Source organism: Erwinia sp. E602 (genome assembly GCF_018141005.1).
Lineage (GTDB): Bacteria > Pseudomonadota > Gammaproteobacteria > Enterobacterales > Enterobacteriaceae > Erwinia.
In genome coordinates this window covers 3,747,178-3,769,171 of record NZ_CP046582.1, presented here as the reverse complement: position 1 = coordinate 3,769,171, position 21,994 = coordinate 3,747,178, and the positions used below count along the sequence as shown (strand labels likewise).

17 protein-coding genes are annotated in these 21,994 nt (G+C 58.7%); 11 read left to right on the top strand and 6 right to left on the bottom strand.

The window, feature by feature from the left end; translation table 11 throughout:
* Nucleotides 1–93: 93 nt before the first annotated feature.
* Together GKQ23_RS18855 and sbcD are read right to left on the bottom strand one after the other, a co-directional pair.
* Nucleotides 94–3,450 (bottom strand): AAA family ATPase, encoded by a 3,357-nt coding sequence (locus GKQ23_RS18855; protein WP_212409147.1) that lies wholly within the window; start codon nucleotides 3,448–3,450, stop codon nucleotides 94–96.
* The gene (sbcD, locus tag GKQ23_RS18850; RefSeq protein ID WP_212409146.1) at nucleotides 3,447–4,667 is read right to left on the bottom strand and encodes an exonuclease subunit SbcD; all 1,221 of its coding nucleotides are present in this window, start codon (nucleotides 4,665–4,667) and stop codon (nucleotides 3,447–3,449) included. The genes GKQ23_RS18855 and sbcD overlap by 4 nt, the downstream gene beginning before the upstream one ends.
* A gap of 197 nt (nucleotides 4,668–4,864) precedes the next feature.
* On the opposite strand from sbcD, the gene phoB reads away from it, so the two are divergent.
* The 6 genes from phoB to proY all read left to right on the top strand — a co-directional run bounded on the left by phoB (nucleotide 4,865) and on the right by proY (nucleotide 12,402).
* The gene (phoB, locus tag GKQ23_RS18845) at nucleotides 4,865–5,554 is read left to right on the top strand and encodes a phosphate response regulator transcription factor PhoB (RefSeq protein ID WP_056233905.1); all 690 of its coding nucleotides are present in this window, start codon (nucleotides 4,865–4,867) and stop codon (nucleotides 5,552–5,554) included.
* Between the two features lie 23 nt (nucleotides 5,555–5,577).
* Complete coding sequence (gene phoR, locus GKQ23_RS18840; RefSeq protein ID WP_056233907.1) at nucleotides 5,578–6,891, top strand: phosphate regulon sensor histidine kinase PhoR; 1,314 nt, start codon at nucleotides 5,578–5,580, stop codon at nucleotides 6,889–6,891.
* A 19-nt stretch (nucleotides 6,892–6,910) separates the two neighbouring features.
* Entirely contained in the window at nucleotides 6,911–7,834 is a 924-nt protein-coding gene (locus GKQ23_RS18835) for a PstS family phosphate ABC transporter substrate-binding protein (RefSeq protein ID WP_056234013.1), read from the top strand.
* A 336-nt stretch (nucleotides 7,835–8,170) separates the two neighbouring features.
* Nucleotides 8,171–9,271: a cobalamin-independent methionine synthase II family protein gene (locus GKQ23_RS18830; RefSeq protein ID WP_212409145.1), complete on the top strand. Its 1,101-nt coding sequence runs from the start codon at nucleotides 8,171–8,173 to the stop codon at nucleotides 9,269–9,271.
* A gap of 403 nt (nucleotides 9,272–9,674) precedes the next feature.
* Complete coding sequence (gene brnQ / locus GKQ23_RS18825; RefSeq protein ID WP_056233911.1) at nucleotides 9,675–10,997, top strand: branched-chain amino acid transport system II carrier protein; 1,323 nt, start codon at nucleotides 9,675–9,677, stop codon at nucleotides 10,995–10,997.
* A gap of 52 nt (nucleotides 10,998–11,049) precedes the next feature.
* The gene (gene proY, locus GKQ23_RS18820) at nucleotides 11,050–12,402 is read left to right on the top strand and encodes a proline-specific permease ProY (RefSeq protein WP_056233913.1); all 1,353 of its coding nucleotides are present in this window, start codon (nucleotides 11,050–11,052) and stop codon (nucleotides 12,400–12,402) included.
* A gap of 60 nt (nucleotides 12,403–12,462) precedes the next feature.
* Here proY and GKQ23_RS18815 read toward each other — a convergent pair whose 3' ends face one another.
* Entirely contained in the window at nucleotides 12,463–13,296 is an 834-nt protein-coding gene (locus GKQ23_RS18815) for an MBL fold metallo-hydrolase (RefSeq protein WP_212409144.1), read from the bottom strand.
* 143 nt (nucleotides 13,297–13,439) lie between these two features.
* On the opposite strand from GKQ23_RS18815, the gene GKQ23_RS18810 reads away from it, so the two are divergent.
* Entirely contained in the window at nucleotides 13,440–14,339 is a 900-nt protein-coding gene (locus tag GKQ23_RS18810; protein ID WP_212409143.1) for a LysR substrate-binding domain-containing protein, read from the top strand.
* Here GKQ23_RS18810 and GKQ23_RS18805 read toward each other — a convergent pair.
* From GKQ23_RS18805 to GKQ23_RS18795, 3 genes are all read right to left on the bottom strand, one after another.
* Nucleotides 14,320–15,603, bottom strand: coding sequence for a histidine-type phosphatase (locus GKQ23_RS18805; protein WP_212409142.1), 1,284 nt, complete (start codon nucleotides 15,601–15,603; stop codon nucleotides 14,320–14,322). The genes GKQ23_RS18810 and GKQ23_RS18805 overlap by 20 nt on opposite strands.
* Before the next feature lie 391 nt (nucleotides 15,604–15,994).
* Nucleotides 15,995–16,597: a peroxiredoxin C gene (locus tag GKQ23_RS18800; protein ID WP_056233921.1), complete on the bottom strand. Its 603-nt coding sequence runs from the start codon at nucleotides 16,595–16,597 to the stop codon at nucleotides 15,995–15,997.
* A 197-nt stretch (nucleotides 16,598–16,794) separates the two neighbouring features.
* Entirely contained in the window at nucleotides 16,795–17,376 is a 582-nt protein-coding gene (locus tag GKQ23_RS18795; RefSeq protein ID WP_212409141.1) for an ACP phosphodiesterase, read from the bottom strand.
* Between the two features lie 84 nt (nucleotides 17,377–17,460).
* On the opposite strand from GKQ23_RS18795, the gene queA reads away from it, so the two are divergent.
* The 4 genes from queA (at nucleotide 17,461) to secD (ending at nucleotide 21,989) form a co-directional block, all read left to right on the top strand.
* Nucleotides 17,461–18,540 (top strand): tRNA preQ1(34) S-adenosylmethionine ribosyltransferase-isomerase QueA, encoded by a 1,080-nt coding sequence (queA, locus tag GKQ23_RS18790; protein WP_212409140.1) that lies wholly within the window; start codon nucleotides 17,461–17,463, stop codon nucleotides 18,538–18,540.
* Nucleotides 18,541–18,635: 95 nt separating this feature from the next.
* A complete protein-coding gene (gene tgt, locus GKQ23_RS18785; protein WP_056233929.1) occupies nucleotides 18,636–19,766 on the top strand; it encodes a tRNA guanosine(34) transglycosylase Tgt in 1,131 nt (376 codons plus the stop codon).
* A 17-nt stretch (nucleotides 19,767–19,783) separates the two neighbouring features.
* Nucleotides 19,784–20,113, top strand: a complete 330-nt coding sequence (yajC, locus tag GKQ23_RS18780; protein ID WP_056233931.1) for a preprotein translocase subunit YajC — start codon at nucleotides 19,784–19,786, stop codon at nucleotides 20,111–20,113.
* Nucleotides 20,114–20,141: 28 nt separating this feature from the next.
* Entirely contained in the window at nucleotides 20,142–21,989 is a 1,848-nt protein-coding gene (gene secD / locus GKQ23_RS18775; RefSeq protein ID WP_212409139.1) for a protein translocase subunit SecD, read from the top strand.
* Nucleotides 21,990–21,994: the final 5 nt, after the last annotated feature.

Below are 21,994 nucleotides of genomic sequence, written 5' to 3'. Positions count from 1 at the left end.
GACAAACAAAGGGGAAGCAGCCTGCGCTGCTTCCCCTTTTTGCTGGATGACAATCGTCCATCACAACGATTTATCCCTGTCGATACGGTTTTTTCACGCCTGTGGCGTCTCCAGCTTGCTGTAGCCCAGCCCGTTAATCTTTTTCACCCGAATCTGCACCGGAATACGCTCCTTCATCGCCTCAACGTGGCTGATCACGCCAATGGTTTTACCGCTGGCGTTAAGTGCATCCAGCGCGTCCAGCGCGCTATCCAGCGTTTCCGCATCCAGCGTGCCAAAGCCTTCATCCAGGAACAGCGACTCGATGCGCGTTTTATGGCTTACCAGGTCGGAGAGCGCCAGCGCCAGCGCCAGGCTGACGAGGAAACTTTCACCGCCGGAGAGGGTGCGGGTATCGCGACGGGCGTCCGCCTGCCAGGTATCCACGACCTCCAGCTCCAGCGCCTCCTGCGATTTTCGCTGCAGCAGATAGCGGCCGTGCAGGCGGTTGAGCTGGTTGTTAGCCAGCCACACCAGATGGTCGAGGGTCAGCCCCTGGGCAAAGCGGCGGAACTTGTCCCCCTCTCTGGAACCGATCAGCTGGTTGAGGAACGCCCAGTCCTCCAGCTGCTGCTCATTAGCCGCAATCTGCGTCAGCAGGTTCTGCAACTGCTGGCGGCGCAGTAAATCCTGGCCGAGCTGCTGGCGCAACTGCCCCTGCTGGCCGGCGTTTTCACGCAGCTCCGCGGTCAGCGCAGCCAGGCTGGCATCGAGCGTTGCGCGCATTTCCGCCGGGTTTTCAGGATGGTTCAGCTGCTGTTCCGCCTCACTTAGCCGCGTCTGTAGCGCGATGAGTTGTTCATTTAGTGATTTATGCTGCCCGGTCAGGGTATTTATCTGGTCCTGCTGCTGCTGCCAGCGCTGCTGACTTTGTTGAACCGCCTGCTGCTGCTGCTCTGAAGCGTCGCGCAGCGCCTGCAGCGCCTCGCTCACCTGGCGCAGGCCAAACAGCTGCTGGCGCTGTTGCTGCAGGCCATCGAGGGTCTGCTGCTGCTGCTGCAGGCGCTTGTCCAGGGCAGTCAGGCGCTGTTGCTGCTGCTGCACATCGTCATCCAGCGCCTGCTGGCGGCTGGCCAGCGTCGCCAGCTCCGGTGCCAGCGCGGCCAGCGCGGCGGCGTTCTGCTGCCACTGCTGCCAGTGCTGTTCACTCTGCTGCAGCCAGCCGTCATCGTCACCGTCCGGCAAGGTCAGGCCCAGCGCCTGCAGCGATGCGGACAGCTCCTGCCGCTGGCGCGCGGCCTGCTGGCTGTCCTGCTCCAGTTGCTGCTGTAGAGACTGCAGCTGTTCTGCGGCGCTGGTCAGCTGTTGCTGGAGCAGCAGGCTGCGCTGCTGCAGCGCCTGCCACGCCAGCTGCTGTTGCTGCAGGGACTCTTTCCGCTGCTGGCACAGGCGCAACGCCTGCTCCAGCGCGGTCAGCAGCTGCTGCTGACCCGCCTCCTGGCGCTCCTGCGCCTGCAGCCAGTCACTTGCCTGCTCGCTTTGATCAGGACTGAACGGCATCTCTAACGGCTGTGCCGCCTGCTGCCACTGCTGGCTCAACTGTTCTGCCTGCTGCTGCGCCTCCTGCTCTTCACGCAGCAGGCGTGCGTCCTGCAGCTGTAGCTGTTTCTGCTGCTCGCCGCAGGCGGTGCCTTGCTCTTTCAGCGTCTGAACCTGCTGCAGCAGTAACGCATGGCGCTGCTGATTTTCCGTCAGCTGCAGCGCCTGGTACTCGGCCACTGCCGGATGGGATTCGGAACCACACAGCGGGCAGGGCTGGCCAGGCTCCAGCCGGGCACGGTGCTGAGCCAGATCGGCAATCTGTCGTTCCAGCTCACAGCGCCGTTTCAGATCCTGTTCGTGCTCATTTTTCTCTTTCCACTGGCTGCGCAGGTTCAGTAACTGCTCGCCCGTGCGGGCGATCTGCTGCACCAGCTCCGTCCGCTCCTCTGCCAGACGCTGGCGGCGCAGCCGCAGCTGCTGCCACTGCGGCAGCAGGGTGGCGAGCTGCTGGCGCTGCGGCCGCAGGCGAGTGGCGGTAGCCAGCGACTCGCGCAGGGCGGGCTCATCGTTGCGCTGGGGCAGTGCGTCCAGCGCCTGCTGCGCCTGTTTCAGGCTCAGTTCTGCGGCATCCAGCTGCTGGCGCAGCGGCCCGGACTGCTGTTCAAGCTGTTGCTGCGTCTGCTGCAAATCCTGCAGCGCCTGGTGTTGCGCGGCGACCCGCAGCTGCTGCTGAGTGAGTGATTGCTTACTTTGCTGCTGCTGGCGGAAACGTTCGCGCCACAGCGGCAACGACTCACCGTAGCGTGCGTAGTGCGAATGCTGCTGGCTCCAGTCGGCCAGCCGCTGCTGCTCCGCCTGCTTCTGCTGACGTTGCTGCTGGTTAGCCGCGTGTTCCTGCTGCCGGCGGCTAAGCAATTGTTGGTACTCACTTCGCTCGCGCGCCAGTTCTGTTGCACGATCGCGTAAGGTAGCCAGCTGATGGTCCAGCGGCGATACCTGTTCGGCGATCAGCGTCTCCTGCTGCTGTCGCACGGCGGCCTGTTGCGTCTGGGCTGCAATCGCCTGCTGATGCGCGTCGGTAGCGGCGGCCAGCTCCTGTTGCGCCTGCTGGCGCTGCTCCGCCAGCCGGGCGTGCTGTTGCGTCAGCTGCTGCTGCTCCTGCTGTAACAGGCCGAGCTGATGGAGTTCGGCCCGTTCCCGCTGCTGTTGCTGCTGTTTTGATGTGAGCGCTTGCTCACTCTCTGTAAGCTGTGCCAGCTGTTGTTGCAGCGCCTGCTGCTGCTCCTCGTTCAACAGTTCCATCGCCGAAACCTGAACGCGCAGCGTATCCAGCTCGCTTTTTGCCAGCTTGTGGCGCTCAAACACCGCGCTTGAGAGGCGGCCGTAAATCTCGGTACCGGTCAGCTCCTCCAGCAGCTCGGCGCGTTTATTGGCGTCGGCGTTGAGGAAGGCGGCAAACTGCCCCTGCGACAGCATCATCGACTTGGTAAAGCGATCGAAGTCCAGCCCGGTCAGCGCGGCGGTGATCTCCAGCTTGTCTTTAACCTTCTCGGCGAGAATTTTACCGTCATCGCAGCGCGCCAGCTCCACGCGCGGGGCCTGCAGGTTGCCGTCGCTGGCGCCGCGCGCGCGGTTCTGGCTCCAGAAAGCGCGATAGGCTTCGCCCTTGACCTCAAACTCCACCTCGGCCAGGCAATCCGCCGTATCGCGGGTCATCAGGTCGTTCTGCGACTGGGTGATGCCCTTCAGGCGCGGTGTTTCGTGGTACAGCGCCAGGCAGATCGCATCCAGCAGGGTGGTTTTGCCGGCCCCGGTCGGGCCGGTGATGGCAAACAACCCGTTGCTGGCAAAGGGCTCTGCGCTGAAGTCGATCTTCCACTCGCCCTTGAGGGAGTTGAGATTTTTAAACCGCAGGGTGAGTATTTTCATGGCTGTTCCTCGTGGCGCACCGCTTCCAGGGTCTGCGCAAACAGCACGCCGGCGCGTGCCAGCCGCTCCGGGGCTTCCTCTTCCAGCGCCAGGCGGCGGGCGAACACCTCTTCCACGCTCAGCTCGCTCAGGGTTTCGTTCTGCTGGCGGGCAAGGTTTTTCTCCCGCTGTTCGCGGCTGCGGCGCAGCAGAATCACCTCGACCGGCAGCGCTTCGGTCAGCTGCTGAATATGGCGCTGCAGGTCGCTCAGCCAGGTGTCGGTGACGATCTCAATATCCAGCCAGACCGGCCTGCCGCTCGGGTGCGGCTGCACGGCGGCCAGCTGCTGTTCAATCTCCGCCAGCGACCCTTTGATCATCTGCATCGGCTGAAACGCGGGGATGGCCAGCGGGGTGACGCTGCTGAGTTTTCCCTGAGAGAAATCAACAAGAAAGACGCTCTTTTCCTTACCGAGCTCATCGAAGCTTAGCGGGATGGGCGATCCGCTGTAGCGGATATGCTCGCTGTTGGCGATGCGTTGGGCGCGGTGAATATGGCCGAGGGCGATATAGTCGGCGGGCGGAAACGCGTCGGCCGGAAACGCGTCGAGCGTGCCGATGTAGATATCGCGCACCGCGTCACTTTTGGTGACGCCGAGGGTGGTCAGGTGACCGGTGGCAATAATCGGCAGCGTCACGCCGAGGGCCTCACGCCGGGCCAGCGCCTCCTGCCAGCACTGCTGATAGTGTCCGGCGATCGCCTCCAGCAGGCTGAGCTGCTTCTCGCGCCCCGACTGCCCGCTCTGGCTGTGCAGGATATCGCGCGGCCGCAGGAACGGAATGGCGCACAGCAGCGCGCCGGCCTGCCCGTCGCGCTGGTTGAGCAGCAGCACCTGCCCGGCGATGTCGTCACCGGCGGCGGCTATCACCCGGGTATTCAGGCAGGCCAGCAGCTCGCGGGATTCGTTGAGCATGGCGACGGAGTCATGGTTGCCGCCCAGCACGATCAGCTGGCAGCCGGTGGGTTGCAGCCTGACGATAAAGCGGTTGTACAGCTCGCGGGCATAGCTGGGCGGTGAACCCGTGTCGAAAATATCGCCTGCGACGATAATGGCATCCGCCTGCTGCTCCTCGGCCTGCTCCAGCAGCCAGTCAAGAAAGGCCTGATGTTCGGCTGCCCGGCTTTTGGTATAAAAAAACTGCCCGAGATGCCAGTCGGCGGTATGAATGATGCGCATGAAACTCCCTGCATGGCGGAAAAGCGTGAGACTGATTATAAACATTGTACCGCTGGCAAACCATTGATAACCCGTGGGCTGTGGGGCCGCAGTGAACTGTCATTTATCGGGTGCTTTTTTCATAAAAGTGTCATAAAACTGACGCATAATGGCGCCGCATAAACCCGTGACTTTTTGTCACCCGAGCAGGAGCAATAATGGCTAAGCGCATTCTGGTAGTAGAAGATGAAGCCCCAATCCGCGAGATGTTGTGTTTCGTTCTTGAGCAAAATGACTACCAGCCAATCGAAGCTGAGGATTATGACAGCGCGGTCAGCCTGTTGATCGAACCCTGGCCCGATTTGATTCTGCTGGACTGGATGTTACCCGGCGGTTCCGGAATTCAGTTTATCAAACATCTTAAGCGTGAAGCGATGACCCGCGATATTCCGGTGATGATGCTGACCGCGCGCGGTGAAGAGGAAGACCGCGTGCGCGGGCTGGAAGTGGGCGCGGATGATTACATTACCAAGCCGTTCTCGCCGAAGGAGCTGGTGGCACGCATTAAAGCCGTGATGCGCCGCATCTCCCCGATGGCGGTGGAGGAGGTGATTGAAATTCAGGGGCTTAGCCTCGATCCCTCCTCGCACCGGGTGATGTCCGACACCCAGCCGCTGGAGATGGGGCCGACCGAGTACAAACTGCTGCACTTCTTTATGACCCACCCCGAGCGCGTCTACAGCCGTGAGCAGTTGCTAAACCACGTGTGGGGAACTAACGTTTACGTTGAAGATCGCACCGTTGACGTGCATATTCGCCGGCTGCGCAAGGCGCTGGAACTGACCGGGCACGATCGCATGGTGCAAACGGTTCGCGGAACAGGTTATCGTTTCTCTGCCCGCTATTGAGTGTTCATGCTGGAGTCTGAACCGTGTTGGAACGCCTCTCCTGGAAGAGATTATTGCTTGAGCTGCTGCTCGCCAGCCTGCCCGCCGTTTTTATCGGGCTGCTGACGGGCTGGCTGCCCTGGCTGCTGTTGGTCTCAGTGCTCTGCGTGCTGGGTTTTCATTTCAACAATTTACTCCGGCTTTCCCACTGGCTGTGGGTGGATCGCAGCATGACGCCGCCGAGCGGGCGCGGCAGCTGGGAACCGCTGTTTTACGGCCTGTATCAGATGCAGGCGCGTAACCGTCGTCGCCGTCGCGAGCTGGGGCATCTGATTAAACGCTTTCGCAGCGGGGCGGAATCGCTGCCGGATGCGGTGGTGCTGACCACCGAAGAGGGCACCATTTTCTGGTGTAACGGTCTCGCCCAGCAGCTGCTGAACCTGCGCTGGCCGGAGGACAACGGGCAGAATATCCTCAACCTGCTGCGTTATCCTGAATTTACCCGCTACCTGCGCCAGCGCGATTTCTCCCGTCCTCTCACCCTGATCCTCAATAACCAGCGCCACCTTGAGTTCCGCGTGATGCCTTACACCGAAGGGCAGTGGCTGATGGTGGCCCGCGACGTGACCCAGAAGCACCAGCTGGAAGGCGCGCGGCGTAACTTCTTCGCCAACGTCAGCCACGAACTGCGCACGCCGCTGACGGTACTGCAGGGCTACCTGGAGATGATGAACGATTCGGTGCTGGAGGGCAGCCTGCGTGATAAGGCCCTGCACACCATGCAGGAGCAGGCGAAACGCATGGACAGCCTGGTCAGCCAGCTGCTGACGTTGTCGCGCATCGAAGCGGCGCCGACGCTGGATCTGCAGGAGAAGGTCGACGTGCCGCTGATGCTGCGCATCCTGCAGCGCGAGGCGGAAACGCTGAGCAACGGCCGCCATGAGATTCACTTCCATACCGACCCGCACCTGAAGGTATTCGGCAACGACGATCAGCTGCGGAGTGCGATCTCCAACCTGGTCTATAACGCCGTCAACCATACGCCATCCGGCACGCAGATTGACGTCAGCTGGCTGCGTACCGCGCAGGGGCCGGTGTTTGCGGTGAAGGATAACGGGCCGGGGATTGCCGCCGAGCATATCCCGCGCCTGACCGAGCGCTTCTACCGGGTGGATAAGGCGCGCTCGCGCAACACCGGCGGCAGCGGGCTGGGGCTGGCGATCGTAAAGCACGCGCTCAGCCACCATAACGCCCGGCTGGATATTACCAGCCAGCCGGGCAAAGAGACCTGTTTCAGCTTTCAGTTGCCGCCAAGGTTGATTGTTACCGCCGATCGGGTTGAGAATGCGCTGGGTTAACTCTGGTGAGTCGCTGTTGATGAAAACGCTGTTTGCACTACTGATGTTATTGTTCACTCCGCTGACGCCGGCGCGCGAGGGGATGCTGGCCGGTAATCTGACCAGCGTAGGGTCAGACACCCTCGGTAACCTGATGGCCGTCTGGGGGGAGAGCTTCAGCCGTCAGTATCCGGGGATTAACGTGCAGATCCAGGCGGCGGGTTCTTCCACCGCGCCCACCGCGCTGGCGGCCGGGGCGGCGCAGCTGGGGGCGATGAGCCGCCCGATGCAGACCGCCGAGCGCCAGCTGTTTGAAGACAGCTACGGCTACCTGCCGCTGGCCGTGCCGGTGGCGCTGGACGCACTGGTGGTGGTGGTGAACCAGGACAATCCGCTGCCGGGGCTGAACGTTGAGCAGCTGGACGCGATCTTCTCCGTGACCCGCAACTGCGGTTCACCCACCTCGCCAGCCCGCTGGGGAGATCTGCAGCTGACGCAGCCGGGGTGGGCCGCGCGCAGCCTGCAGCGCTTTGGTCGTAACTCGGCTTCGGGCACCTGGGGCTTCTTTAAACAGCAGGCGCTGTGTAACGGTGATTTCCGCAACGACGTCGGTGAATATCCGGGATCTGCGGCAGTGGTGCAGGCGGTGGCCGGCACGCTGAACGGCATTGGTTACGCCAGCGCCGGTTTTCATATCAGCGGGGTGAAAACGGTGCCGGTGGCACGCAGCGGCAGCGACTGGATTGCGCCGACCTCTGACAATATCCGCAGCGGCCGTTATCCTTACGCGCGCCCACTCTACATCTACGTTAACAAACGGCCCGGCAAGCCGCTGGAACCGCTGACCGCCACCTTCCTGCGGCTGGCGCTGTCTGCCGAAGGGCAGGCGCAGGTCAGCCAGTCCGGTTATCTGCCCCTCTCCGAAGCCCAGCGGCGGCAGGCGCTGGCGCTGCTGGAACCCTGAACTCTCTGACGGCAAACGGTCTGCAAACCGTAGCCGGTTTCATACTCCTCTTCATCCTCTTTACAGCAGGGCGGCACGCTGCGCCGGGCTGATTTATTTGCCACTGGCTAAGGTCAATACAGAAAAGGGTGCACGCCTCTGAGCATCCTGCGCCTTTTGGTCAGTCGGCCCTGTAACATGAATTTTTTTCAATTATGGTGAATTTTCCTCGTTTGCGGCGATGACCTTCTCATGACACTCTTAACAGTAGATATATAGACATCCAGACGTCCATAGTTAACGCAGTGTAACTATACCGCCGCTAAATTACGCGCCCGGTAGCAAGGAGAAAATTCTATGAGCACCTTCACCCCGTACCGCGCCGAAGTCGTCGGCAGCTATCTGCGTCCTGCTGCAATCAAACAGGCGCGCAAGCAGTTTGAAGCCGGCGTGATTGACGCCGCCGAACTGCGCCGCGTGGAAGACCAGGAGATCCGCAAGGTAGTGGCAAAGCAGCGCGAATGCGGTCTGCAGGTGGTGACCGACGGTGAATTCCGCCGTGCCTGGTGGCACTTTGATTTCTTCGACGGCCTGGACGGCGTGGAGCGCTATGAAGCTGAGCAGGGCATTCAGTTCAACGGCGTGCAGACCAAAGCCCGTGGCGTTAAAGTCACCGGCAGGCTGGGTTTCAGCAACCATCCAATGCTGGAAGATTTCCGCTTCCTGCAGAGCATCAGCGGTGATGCCGTGGCGAAAATGACTATCCCAAGTCCGAGCGTGCTGCACTTCCGCGGTGGTCGTAAGGTGATTGATGAGACGGTCTATCCCGATCTGGACGTCTATTTTGACGACCTGGCGCAAACGTATCGGGACGCGATCAAAGCGTTTTATGACGCAGGCTGTCGCTATCTGCAGCTGGATGATACCGTCTGGGCCTACCTGTGCTCAGACGATCAGAAACGCCAGATCCGCGAGCGCGGTGACGACCCGCAGCAGCTGGCTGAGACCTATGCCCGGGTACTGAACAAGGCGCTGGAAGGCAAACCGGACGATCTGATTATTGGTCTGCACGTTTGCCGCGGTAATTTCCGCTCGACCTGGATCTCTGAAGGCGGCTATGAGCCGGTAGCTGAACTGCTGTTTGGCGGCGTGAACATCGACGCCTTCTTCCTTGAGTACGATAATGAGCGCGCCGGTGGTTTTGAGCCGCTGCGCTTTATCAAACCGGGCAGGCAGCAGGTGGTGCTGGGGCTGATTACCACCAAAACTGGCGAGCTGGAGACGGCGGAATCGGTGGAAAAACGCATCGCTGAAGCGGCGAAGTACGTCAGTCTCGACCAGATTTGCCTTAGCCCGCAGTGCGGCTTTGCCTCTACCGAAGAGGGCAATAGTCTGACGGAAGAGCAGCAGTGGGCCAAGCTGCAGCGGGTGGTCGAAGTGGCGCAACGCGTCTGGTAACCACTGCACCGTTTTGTGTACGGGGCGCGGTTTTCCGCGCCTTTTGTGCATATGTAGGGTAAATGGTGCGGAAATTAACCCCGCTACGGTTGAAAAAAATACAAATCATGTAACGTGTTCTTTGCATAAGTTACGGTTATTCACCAGGTATGCAGTTTTTTGCGCTATATCCTTCTGCTTTTTAGATCCCGTCTTGCCTTTCTTCGCTATAAACGTTCTACTTAGCCCCGTTTTTTCGTTATCCCCCTGCATATTGAGAATAAAAACCTCAAATTCGCTGCCAGTTAGCGCTCAGTAAAGTGTATTACACTGCATTGAACTGATTTGGCGACGTTTTTAGAGAAAACAGGGCGATATAACTGACATCACGATCTTTAACACCAGTACAGGCAGCACGCTTCTTATGACGCATCGTTTAACATCTAAAGATATTCTGGCTCTGGGCTTTATGACCTTTGCCCTGTTTGTCGGGGCCGGAAACATCATTTTCCCGCCGATGGTTGGCATTCAGTCCGGTGAACACGTCTGGACGGCAGCGATCGGCTTTCTGATCACCGCCGTTGGCCTGCCGGTCATTACCGTTATTGCGCTGGCGCGCGTGGGCGGCGGCATCGATGCCCTCAGCTCACCGATCGGCAAGGCTGCAGGCCTGGTACTGGCTACCGTCTGCTACCTGGCCGTTGGCCCGCTGTTTGCCACGCCGCGCACCGCCACCGTTTCATTTGAAATGGGCATTGCGCCGCTGACCGGCGACGGTGCTATGCCGCTGTTTATCTACAGTCTGATCTATTTTGTGCTGGTGATCGGCATTTCGCTCTATCCGGGCAAACTGCTGGATACCGTGGGCCACGTGCTGGCACCGCTGAAAATTATTGCGCTGGCGGTGCTGGGCGTAGCGGCGCTGCTGTGGCCAGCCGGTGGCCTTGCGCCGGCAAACGCGGATTATCAGCGTGCGGCCTTCTCCAGCGGCTTTGTTAACGGCTATCTGACCATGGATACGCTGGGCGCGCTGGTGTTCGGTATCGTTATCGTTAACGCTGCCCGTTCGCGCGGCATCAGCGAAGCGAAACTGCTCACCCGATATACGGTGATCGCCGGTCTGATCGCCGGTATCGGCCTGACGCTGGTCTATCTTGCCCTGTTTAAGCTGGGTTCTGACAGCGCATCAATCGTTGATCAGACCGCTAACGGTGCGGCGATCCTGCACGCGTACGTCCAGCATACCTTTGGCGGGATGGGCAGCTTCTTCCTCGCTGCGTTGATCTTTGTTGCCTGCATGGTGACCGCCGTCGGCCTGACCTGCGCCTGCGCTGAATTTTTTGAGCATCTTTTACCACTTACCTATCGTCAGCTGGTCTTTATTCTAGGCCTGTTCTCTATGGTGGTGTCCAACCTCGGGCTCAGCCATTTAATCCAGTTTTCCATTCCGGTATTAACCGCGATTTACCCGCCGTGCATCGTGCTGGTGCTGTTAAGCTTTACCCTGAATTGGTGGAAGAAAAGCGTGCGGATTATCGCACCAACCATGCTGGTAAGCCTGCTGTTCGGTATTGTTGATGCGATTAAAACAACGGCATTTAAAGAGCTGCTGCCTGCCTTCGCCCAAAATCTGCCGCTGGCCGATCAGGGTCTGGCCTGGCTGCCGCCTTCTCTGGCGATGTTGGTGCTGGTGGCGATTTACGATCGTCTGTCAGCCCGCCAGTCCGTTACCGCACATCAGCAATAGCGTGTAATTTTCCCCCTTGCCCCCAACGGTTAAGGGGGCAGACAGGTGGAAGATGAAAAATACCAATCTCAAGCAAGGACTGAGTAACCGGCACATTCGCTTTATTGCGCTGGGTTCGGCAATCGGCACCGGGCTGTTCTACGGCTCAGCCGATGCCATTAAGATGGCCGGCCCCAGCGTGCTGCTGGCCTACATCGTGGGCGGCGCGGTGGCGTATCTTATTATGCGGGCCCTTGGCGAAATGTCGGTGAATAACCCGCAGTCCAGCTCCTTCTCGCGTTATGCCAACGATTATCTGGGGCCACTGGCCGGTTATATCACCGGCTGGACCTACTGCTTCGAAATCCTGATTGTCGCCATTGCTGACGTTACCGCGTTCGGTATCTATATGGGGTTCTGGTTCCCGGATGTACCGCAGTGGATCTGGGTATTGAGCGTGGTGCTGGTTATCGGAGCCCTTAATCTGGCGACGGTAAAACTGTTTGGCGAAATGGAGTTCTGGCTGTCGCTGTTCAAGGTCGTTACCATTATTCTGATGATTTTAGCCGGGCTCGGCATCATTATCTGGGGCATTGGTAACGGCGGCCAGCCTACCGGCATCAGTAACCTGTGGAGTAACGGTGGCTTCTTCCCTAACGGCTGGATCGGGACGCTGCTGTCGCTGCAGGTGGTGATGTTTGCCTTTGGCGGTATTGAAATTATCGGCATCACCGCCGGTGAGGCAAAGAACCCGGAAATTTCTATTCCCAACGCGGTCAATACCGTGCCGTTGCGTATTCTGGTGTTCTATGTCGGTACGCTGTTTGTGATCATGTCGATTTACCCGTGGAATCTGGTTGGCACCACGGGCAGCCCGTTTGTGCTGACTTTCCAGCATATGGGTATTGCGGGGGCCGCGGCAATCCTCAACTTTGTGGTGATTACCGCATCGCTGTCGGCGATTAACGGCGATGTATTTGGCGTTGGCCGCATGCTGCACGGCATGGCCGGGCAGCGCCAGGCACCGCAGGCCTTTACCCGCGTAACCCGAAACGGGGCGCCGTGGCTAACCGTGCTGACGATGATGGCAGCGATGCTGGTTGCGGTGGGGCTTAATTATCTGATGCCGCAAAAAGTCTTTCTGGCTATCGCTTCACTGGCGACCTTTGCGACCGTATGGGTGTGGATTATGATCCTGTTTTCCCAGATCGGTTTCCGCCGCTCGCTGAACGCAGAACAGCGTAAGGCGCTGAAATTTGCCCTGCCGGGCGGTACCCCTATAGCCGTGGTGGGGATCCTGTTCCTTGCGTTGATTATCGGGCTGATTGGTTACTTCCCGGATACCCGTATATCACTCTATGTCGGTATTGTGTGGATAGCGTTGCTGGTGCTGAGCTGGCAGTGGGTGAAGCGCCGTACGGCGTAATCTGTCGTTAACGCTGAACAAGGCGGCGCGAAGCGGGTGAAACCGGTTCGCGCCGTTTTTTTATGCTGACATTCTCCAGCGGTTGCCCCTGCGCTCAATGCGGGTGAATCCGCGCTCATCAAGATGCATCCCGGCAATTAGCAGCTGTTCGGAACAGGCCTGGTCTAACAGTTTCAGGCGAGTTTCAGCGGCGAGCTGTGGATCCAGATCAAATGCGATTGAGACCGCCGGATGCGCGATCTGAACGGAAGGAAAGTGGACGATATCCCCCCAGACCAACAGACTTTCATTACCCGACTCAATACGATAGCCGGAATGCCCGGCAGTATGTCCCGGCAGGGGGATGCCGCTAATGCCGGGGAGAACCTCATTAGCGTTAAAGGTGCGCGTTCGCTGACGATAGCGGTCGAACACCTTACGCGCGAAAAGGAAGTTGCCGCGCGCCCGCTGGCTGGCCCGGCTCAGGTTGGCGTCATCCTGCCAGAAAGTGACCTCACGTTGCTGTATCACCAGTTCAGCGCCGGGAAACGCCGCTTCACCTGAGGCATTCAAAAGCCCACCGATATGGTCAGGATGGGCGTGGGTGAGCAAAATAGTGTCAATCTCCGCGGGTTGTACGCCAGCACGTGCAAGATTAACCTGGAGATTGCCCCCCCACTGATTAATCCCTCCTGCACCGGCATCTATCAGCACCGTGCGGCCACGGCCGCGCAAAAGATAGCAGTTGATATGCACGGCAGAGGGATCGCTGATGCCGGCTTGCTGCTGCAAGGCTGCTGCATCCTGGCAAGTGATACCCGAAAGCAGATCCAGACTGGCGGAAAGGTAGCCGTCGCTGATGGCAACAACGGAATAGTCGCCACTCTGCAGGCCGGGTGGTGTCATTAAGGTCATTGGGAGGTTCCTGATTAGAAGAGATGGCGCGACGGGTAGGTAGCGTGATGTTCTGTCAGGTTAACGCTTTGAAATCAGCCCGGTAAGCGATATTTTGACAGGCATTCATGACAAAAAATCAAGGTATGACAGGTCAGCCCTTTATGCGCAGAAAAGTTCCCAGCAACAGCTCGCTTATTGCCTTCGAAGCGGCGGCGCGACACGGCAGCTTTGCGCGTGCCGCCAGCGAGCTTTCTCTTACGGAAGGCGCGATCAGCCGGCAGATTTCCCGGCTGGAAAAATTTCTCGGGGTAGCGCTGTTTGACAGAACCGGCAATCGCGTGCGGCTGCTACCCGGAAGTGAACGCTACGCCGCGCAGGTGCGCGAACTGTTGGACCGTCTGGAGCGTGACAGCCGGTACCTGATGGGACAGCCCGGTGACAGCGCCAGCCTGGAGATCGCCGTGACCCCGACCTTTGCGATGAAGTGGCTGATTCCGCGTCTGCCAGACTTTCGGCGGGTTTATCCGCAAATTACTGTGCATCTTGCTGAACGCATGGCCCCCTTTGTGCTGGCCGACAGCGGATTTGACGCCGCAATTCATTTTGCGCATCCGGCCTGGACGGGAATGGTCAGCTGCCCGCTGATCCATGAGGTGCTGATTCCGGTCTGCCACCCGCAACTGCTGGTGGCTGGCAGGGAAAGTCAGGAGCTTGATCGACTACCACGCCTGCACCGGCGACAGAATCCTGATGCCTGGCAACACTACGCGCGGGAGACCGGCATCCCGCTGAGCCATCCCGCCATCGGAGCCCGCTTCGATCTGCACGCCATGCTGATCGAAGCCGCGCTGGCCGGGCTGGGTGTGGCGCTGGTGCCGCGGCTGTATGTGGAAAACGAGCTGGCTGCGGGGACGCTGGTCGCCCCCTGGCCTGCGGCAAGCTCAGTCGCCAAAACGTTCAGTCTGATCCTGCCGCAGGCCATTGAACTCAGCAGTGAACCGCTTAAGGCATTTGCGCAGTGGCTGCTGAACCAACAGGGGATTATTCCGACCGGTAGCTGACCGTTGTCAGTGCGCTGCGGTCAATGCTGCGGTTAATCATCTTCTGCATGCTCTGATAAGGACACAACACGCCGACATCGGTCAACCGGCAGTCCTGCGCTGTAAACTCTTTCCGGACCAGCGCCTGCGGACCGTTAAGCGGGATGAGGTTGCGGATCTGATCGAGGGTTTGCGCCTGGAAGTAGAGGCGGATAAAGCGCTGGCCGCTCTTGCCGTCGCGCCAGCGTTCAAAGACCAGACTGCCGGCTGGCGGGATATTACCGCGCGGATAGTTGGCCAGCTGCCAGCTGAAACCGAGCATGGTGCGCAGCCAGGAGATGTTGGTGTCGTGTGCCACATAGAGCAGCCAGTGTACATCCGGCGGGGCATCCTGCTGTGGGGTTACGCCCTGCGCCAGCGCTTTGGCGATCTGATCCATCAGCACCGAGCCGTTACGCCGGGCGATATAGGGGACATCGCTGGTGTAGTCATATTTGGCAGTCAGCAACGGCATCAGGCGGGCAACCTCATCAGCTGAGTGTACATGGCCAAATGCCACCTGTTCAGCCGGAATATTTTCACTCCAGGCCAGGCGGAAGGTCTCTGCCATATTTGACAAGGTAGAGAGTCCTTTAACGTCAAAGCGACCATCCTTGCCCTGTTTAATGGACCAGGGCTGGTCAAACACCGGGCAGGGAGTGCCGGGCAGGCAGACCGCCGCCTTCATGCGGGCGATATCTGCGGTGGCGCGCTGTTGTGCCTGTTCGACGCTGCCGCCCATTGCTGCGTTGATGCCGGCCAGCGCTTTGGCGCTGTCCAGCGGTGCCAGGCCCATCTTATCGATCTGAAACAGCGGATCGCTGTCGCCCGCCACGCTGTGCACCGCCACGCCGCAGCCGGGGAAGGCCCCGTCGGTCAGCGCTTTAGCGGTGGCGCGGGTGCGCTGCATCGGGCTGGCCCAGACAAACAGCGTACCGGGCTGCGGGCAGCCCGCTGTCAGCAATCCGGCCTGTCGCCAGCCCGCCGCTTCATACTGCCCCTTCAGCGCCGCTGCCGCATAGCCGTGGCCGGTCAACTCGCCATCGGCGGTAAGCCACCCCGGCCAGCGGCGATCGCTGCCGGCCTCCATCGCTTTGGTGTTGTCAGGCGTTGGCGGACGCACGCCGTGGCGGCTGATCTCCACCACTTTTTCCAGCACGTAGTCACCCGCCAGAGCAGCGTGGCTGGCGAGGCCGGTTGCCGCGATTATCATCAGGCGCGGCCAGAATTTGTGTCGGGTTATCATATGTTTTTTCCTTGCAGATGAAGGCAGGATGCTCCTGCCAGCGATGCACAGGCGTAAACCGGGTTTAACTGCCGCCTGTCGGGCAAAGGGGAGCGCCTGTTTGCACACGTGTGCAATTAGTGCTCCAAAAAATCCCTGACCAGCAGGGGTATGCGAATGATGATGAATCAGTGAATAACTTTCCGTGAGCATGACCACAAATTGTGCAATGAACGCGAACGGGAATGGCGTGTACAGGTCAGCAGGCAGGCACGTAATACGCAGGAAGATGACCGGATCAGCACGTTAAGGGCACCGGCAAACGGACAGGCGAAAAAGAGGAACGACAAAAGGCACCGCGGACAATCAGGCAAAAAAAAACCGCCGTAGCGGTTTTTTTAACGCGTTGAGATTACAGCTTAGCGGCGTTCTCAGACAGGTATTTAGCCACGCCTTCCGGCGATGCGCCCATACCTTCTTTGCCTTTTTCCCACTGAGCCGGGCACACTTCGCCGTGCTCTTCGTGGAACTGCAGCGCGTCAACCATACGCAGCATTTCGTCAACGTTACGGCCCAGCGGCAGATCGTTAACCACCTGGTGGCGAACCACACCGGCTTTGTCGATCAGGAACGAACCGCGCAGCGCAACGCCTGCATCCGGGTGTTCGATGCCGTAAGCTTTCTGGATTTCGCGTTTGATGTCGGCCACCATCGCATACTGCACTTCGCCGATGCCGCCTTTATCAACCGGGGTTTTACGCCACGCGTTGTGCACGAACTCGGAGTCGAAGGAGACGCCAACCACTTCCACGCCACGCTTCTGGAATTCAGCATAACGCTTGTCGAACGCGATCAGCTCAGAAGGGCAGACGAAGGTGAAGTCCATTGGCCAAAAGAACACAACGGTGGCTTTACCAGCGGTGTGTTTTTTAAAGTTGAAGTTTTCAACGATTTCACCGTTGCCCAGTACGGCAGCGGCAGTAAAATCAGGGGCTGGGCGAGTTACCAGGACCATGTTCACTCCTGTAAAAGGTTAGTGGATAGTAAATGTGACAAGACGCGTGAAGTATACGGGTAACATCCTGCCGGGAACCAGCGTAATCCGCCGATTGATCGTATAGGCTGTGCCTATCAAAAGGCGAATTATTAAAAAGCAGTTTTATAAAATAACCTTTTTAAGAAAAAGGGCAAGCGCCAAAGCTGCGCTTCTTCTCACAGCTTGCCGTCGGCGGCCTGGCGCATCATTCGTGGGTAGAGCTGCCAGAAAAGCGCCTCAAGCTGATGATAATGCTCGGCGAAATCCTGATAGCTCTCCGCCAGCGCCGCCAGCCGCGGTCGACGGCTGGCCATACCCTGCAGCACCTTTTGCAAATACCCGGCGTCAGCGTAGCGCTCCATCCAGCGATCCTGCCACAGGTAATGGTTAAGCTGCTGAAAACGCTCGGGAGTATTGGCCAGATCGGGCGTGATAGTGCGCTGCGCGTCGGCGAGAAAATCGGGCAACGTCACCTCAGGTACCAGCTTATCCCAGTGATGTGACAGGAAATGGTCCCACACCACGTCAAGGGTAATCGGTGAGACGCGGCGGGTTTCGGCGCGGAACCAGCCCCGCGCCTCGCGCACCTCCGGCAGCGAATCGGTCAGCGCGTCGATGCGGCGGTGCAGGGCGATACCGTCGGCAACATCGGTCGACCACTGCGTATAAGGATTGCCGCGCACATAGTCAGCCATGATATTGCCGAGCAGCGAGCTGTTGGCCAGCGATGCCAGATGAAGGTGGGCTAAATAGTTCATCCGCTTACTATATCCCATTTCTTTGGGTTTTCAGTCGGATTTCAGCTAGAATATGCGCCCTGATTTCCCTGACTGTGACTGACCATGCGCGTTGCCGATTTTGCTTTTGAGTTACCTGAATCCCTGATTGCCCACTACCCACAGGCGCAGCGCAGCGGCTGCCGTTTACTGTCGCTGAACGGTGAAGATGGCGCGCTGCAGCACGGTGTATTTACGGACCTTCTGGACAAGCTCAATCCCGGCGACCTGCTGGTGTTTAACAACACGCGGGTGATCCCGGCGCGTATTTTTGGCCGCAAGGCCAGCGGCGGAAAAATTGAAGTGCTGGTCGAGCGCATGCTGGATGATAAGCGCGTGCTGGCGCACGTGCGCTCCTCTAAAGCGCCGAAGCCGGGCAGCGAACTGCTGCTGGGAGAAGATGAAAGCGTGCAGGCCACCATGACCGCCCGCCACGACGCGCTGTTTGAAATCGAATTTAACGATAATCGCCCGGTGCTGGATATCCTTAATGCCATCGGCCATATGCCGCTGCCGCCGTATATCGACCGCCCGGATGAAGACGCCGACCGCGAACTCTATCAGACCGTTTACAGCCAGAAGCCGGGTGCCGTTGCCGCGCCGACGGCCGGCCTGCATTTCGATGAGCCGTTGCTGGCAGCGCTGCGCGAAAAGGGCATCGAAAGCGCCTTCGTCACCCTGCACGTCGGCGCGGGTACCTTCCAGCCGGTGCGGGTGGACAGCATTGAAGACCATATCATGCACGCCGAATATGCCGAGGTTCCTCAGGACGTGGTTGACGCCGTGCTGGCCTGTAAAGCGCGCGGCAACCGGGTGATCGCCGTCGGCACCACCTCGGTACGTTCGCTGGAGAGCGCGGCGCAGGCGGCGGGCGATGCGCTGATTGCGCCGTTCTTCGGCGACACCAAAATCTTTATCTACCCGGGCTATCACTATCAGGTGATTGACGCGCTGGTGACTAACTTCCACCTGCCTGAGTCAACGCTGATTATGCTGGTTTCCGCGTTTGCCGGTTATCGTAACACCATGCACGCCTATCGGCAGGCAGTCGCCGAACAGTACCGTTTCTTCAGCTACGGTGACGCGATGTTTATCACCCGCAACGAGCGGGCGTTTAGCGAAATCCCCGGTCAGCCCATTTCCTGAGAGCCGGGCGCTGGCCCGGTTCTGATTCCACCGGTGTGAACCCCGATTCGCGCCGGTTAACTTAATCATCAGATTGTTTCTCTGATGGAGGCAACATGAAGTTTGAACTAGACACTACCGACGGCCGCGCGCGCCGTGGCCGCCTGGTCTTTGACCGTGGCGTGGTTGAAACCCCGGCCTTTATGCCGGTGGGCACCTACGGCACCGTCAAAGGTATGACCCCGGAAGAAGTGCAGGAGACCGGCGCACAGATCATCCTCGGCAACACCTTCCACCTGTGGCTGCGCCCGGGCCAGGAGATCATGAAGTTGCACGGCGATCTGCACGATTTTATGCAGTGGAAAGGGCCAATCCTCACCGATTCCGGCGGCTTCCAGGTGTTCAGCCTCGGCGATATTCGTAAAATTACCGAAAAGGGCGTGCACTTCCGCAATCCGATCAACGGTGATGCGATCTTCCTCGACCCGGAAAAATCGATGGAGATCCAGTTCGATCTCGGCTCTGACATCGTGATGATCTTTGACGAATGTACCCCGTACCCGGCCGACTGGGATTATGCCAAGCGCTCGATGGAGATGTCGTTACGCTGGGCGCAGCGCAGCCGCGACCGTCACGACTCGCTGGGGAATAAAAACGCCTTATTTGGCATTATTCAGGGTAGTGTTTACGAAGATTTACGAGATGTCTCGGTGAAAGGGCTGGTGGACATCGGCTTTGATGGGTACGCTGTTGGCGGCCTGGCAGTGGGTGAGCCGAAGGACGATATGCACCGGATCCTTGAGCATGTCTGCCCGCAGCTGCCGCAGGACAAGCCGCGTTACCTGATGGGCGTGGGCAAGCCGGAAGATCTGGTTGAAGGCGTGCGTCGCGGTATCGATATGTTTGACTGTGTGATGCCAACCCGCAACGCGCGTAACGGCCACCTGTTTGTGACCGACGGCGTGGTTAAAATCCGCAACGCGAAACACAAAGACGACACGTCCCCGCTGGATGCCGAGTGTGACTGTTACACTTGTCGCAATTACAGCCGTGCTTATCTTTACCATCTTGACCGCTGTAACGAAATTCTGGGTGCGCGTCTTAACACCATCCACAATCTGCGTTATTACCAGCGTTTAATGGCGGGTTTACGTCAGGCCATTGAAGAGGGTAAATTAGAGCACTTTGTTACCGAATTCTACCAACGGACGGGCAAGGCGGTTCCGCCATTAACGTCTGATAATTAAACAATGAGGGAAATTTAATGAGCTTGTTCATTTCTGATGCCGTGGCTGCTGCAGCTCCATCTCAGGGAAGTCCGTATTCTCTGGTGATTATGCTGGTCGTATTTGGTCTGATTTTCTACTTTATGATCCTGCGCCCTCAGCAGAAGCGCGCGAAAGAGCACAAAAAACTGATGGACTCTATCTCCAAGGGTGATGAAGTGCTGACCACCGGTGGCCTGGTCGGCCGTGTAACGAAAGTTGCTGAAACCGGTTATGTTGCTATCGCGCTGAACGAGACCACTGAAGTTGTGGTCAAACGTGACTTCGTAGCTGCCGTTCTGCCGAAAGGTTCGATGAAGGCGCTGTAATTTTACCGTTTTCCCTAAGGGAACTGCCGTGTTAAACCGTTATCCTTTGTGGAAGTACATCATGCTGGTCGTCGTATTACTCGTCGGCCTGCTGTATGCGCTGCCCAACCTTTATGGTGAGGATCCGGCTGTTCAGATCACTGGCGCGCGCGGAAGCGCCGCCAGTGAGCAAACGCTGGGTCAGATTCAGAACGCATTAAAAGAAGACAATATTCAGAGCAAATCTGTCGCTCTGGAGAACGGTGCTATCCTGGCGCGTTTTGCTAACACTGACGTGCAGCTGCGCGCCCGTGAAGCGATTACCAAAGCACTCGGTGAAAACTACGTTGTGGCGCTGAACCTTGCTCCGGCGACGCCAACCTGGCTTACCCTGCTGTCCGCAGAACCGATGAAACTCGGCCTTGATCTGCGTGGCGGCGTGCACTTCCTGATGGAAGTCGATATGGATACCGCTCTGGGCAAGCTCCAGGAGCAGAACATCGACAACCTGCGCAGCGGGCTGCGCGATAAAAACATTCCTTACGTTAACGTGCGCAAGACCGATAACTGGGGTCTGGAAATTCGTTTCCGTGACGCTGACGCGCGTAACCAGGCGGTGACTTATCTGACCGGCCTGCATCGCGATATGGTGATTAACAGCAGCGGCAGCAACGCGCTGACGGCGGTAATGACCGATGAACGCCTGCGTGAAGCCCGTGAATATGCGGTTCAGCAGAACATCACCATCCTGCGTAACCGTGTCAACCAGCTGGGCGTGGCTGAACCCTTAGTTCAGCGCCAGGGTGCTGACCGCATCGTGGTTGAACTGCCGGGTATTCAGGACACCGCGCGCGCGAAAGAGATTCTGGGCGCGACGGCCACCCTCGAGTTCCGTCTGGTGAACACCAACGTTGACGCTACTGCGGCGGCGAACGGCCGCGTGCCGGGCGATTCCGAAGTGAAAGATACCCGTGATGGCCAGCCGATTGCGCTGTACAAGCGGGTGATCCTGACCGGTGACCATATTACCGATTCAACCTCCAGCACCGACGAGTACGGCCAGCCGCAGGTGAATATCTCGCTGGACAGCGCGGGCGGTAATATCATGTCCAACTTCTCTAAAGATAACGTCGGTAAAGCGATGGCCACGCTGTTTGTTGAATACAAAGACAGCGGGAAGAAAGACGCCACCGGCCGTGCGATCCTTGAGAAGCAGGAAGAGGTGATTAACGTTGCTAACATCCAGTCGCGACTGGGTAACAGCTTCCGTATTACCGGCATTGGCAACCCGAACGAAGCCCGTCAGCTGTCGCTGCTGCTGCGTGCCGGTGCGCTGATTGCGCCGATCCAGATTGTTGAAGAGCGTACCATTGGCCCGACCATGGGTGCGCAGAATATCACTCAGGGTCTGGAAGCCTGCCTGTGGGGGCTGCTTGCCTCAATCATCTTTATGGTGCTGTTCTATAAGAAAATGGGCCTGGTTGCGACCAGTGCGCTGATCGCCAACCTGATCCTGATCGTCGGTATCATGTCGCTGCTGCCGGGTGCCACGCTAACCATGCCGGGTATTGCCGGTATCGTGTTGACGCTGGCGGTCGCGGTCGATGCTAACGTACTGATCAACGAACGTATCAAGGAAGAGCTGCGCAACGGACGTTCCGTTCAGCAGGCGATCCATGAGGGTTACAAAGGCGCGTTTTCCAGTATCGTTGATGCCAACGTGACCACGCTGATCAAGGTTATCATCCTGTACGCAGTGGGCACCGGCTCGATTAAAGGCTTTGCCATTACTACCGCCATCGGCATCGGCACCTCGATGTTTACTGCTATTGTCGGTACCCGTGCCATCGTGAACCTGATGTACGGCGGCAAACGCGTTACTAAGTTGTCTATCTGAGGAGT

What these genes read in the sequence shown, in the direction of transcription:
- GKQ23_RS18855 (WP_212409147.1), bottom strand. Translation starts at nt 3,450, where the DNA reads ATGAAAATACTCACCCTGCGGTTTAAAAATCTCAACTCCCTCAAGGGC.
- proY (WP_056233913.1), top strand. Translation starts at nt 11,050, where the DNA reads ATGAAAAATACCAATCTCAAGCAAGGACTGAGTAACCGGCACATTCGC.
- phoB (WP_056233905.1), top strand. Translation starts at nt 4,865, where the DNA reads ATGGCTAAGCGCATTCTGGTAGTAGAAGATGAAGCCCCAATCCGCGAG.
- tgt (WP_056233929.1), top strand. Translation starts at nt 18,636, where the DNA reads ATGAAGTTTGAACTAGACACTACCGACGGCCGCGCGCGCCGTGGCCGC.
- GKQ23_RS18835 (WP_056234013.1), top strand. Translation starts at nt 6,911, where the DNA reads ATGAAAACGCTGTTTGCACTACTGATGTTATTGTTCACTCCGCTGACG.
- GKQ23_RS18815 (WP_212409144.1), bottom strand. Translation starts at nt 13,296, where the DNA reads ATGACCTTAATGACACCACCCGGCCTGCAGAGTGGCGACTATTCCGTT.
- GKQ23_RS18810 (WP_212409143.1), top strand. Translation starts at nt 13,440, where the DNA reads ATGCGCAGAAAAGTTCCCAGCAACAGCTCGCTTATTGCCTTCGAAGCG.
- brnQ (WP_056233911.1), top strand. Translation starts at nt 9,675, where the DNA reads ATGACGCATCGTTTAACATCTAAAGATATTCTGGCTCTGGGCTTTATG.
- GKQ23_RS18805 (WP_212409142.1), bottom strand. Translation starts at nt 15,603, where the DNA reads ATGATAACCCGACACAAATTCTGGCCGCGCCTGATGATAATCGCGGCA.
- queA (WP_212409140.1), top strand. Translation starts at nt 17,461, where the DNA reads ATGCGCGTTGCCGATTTTGCTTTTGAGTTACCTGAATCCCTGATTGCC.
- sbcD (WP_212409146.1), bottom strand. Translation starts at nt 4,667, where the DNA reads ATGCGCATCATTCATACCGCCGACTGGCATCTCGGGCAGTTTTTTTAT.
- GKQ23_RS18800 (WP_056233921.1), bottom strand. Translation starts at nt 16,597, where the DNA reads ATGGTCCTGGTAACTCGCCCAGCCCCTGATTTTACTGCCGCTGCCGTA.
- yajC (WP_056233931.1), top strand. Translation starts at nt 19,784, where the DNA reads ATGAGCTTGTTCATTTCTGATGCCGTGGCTGCTGCAGCTCCATCTCAG.
- GKQ23_RS18830 (WP_212409145.1), top strand. Translation starts at nt 8,171, where the DNA reads ATGAGCACCTTCACCCCGTACCGCGCCGAAGTCGTCGGCAGCTATCTG.
- GKQ23_RS18795 (WP_212409141.1), bottom strand. Translation starts at nt 17,376, where the DNA reads ATGAACTATTTAGCCCACCTTCATCTGGCATCGCTGGCCAACAGCTCG.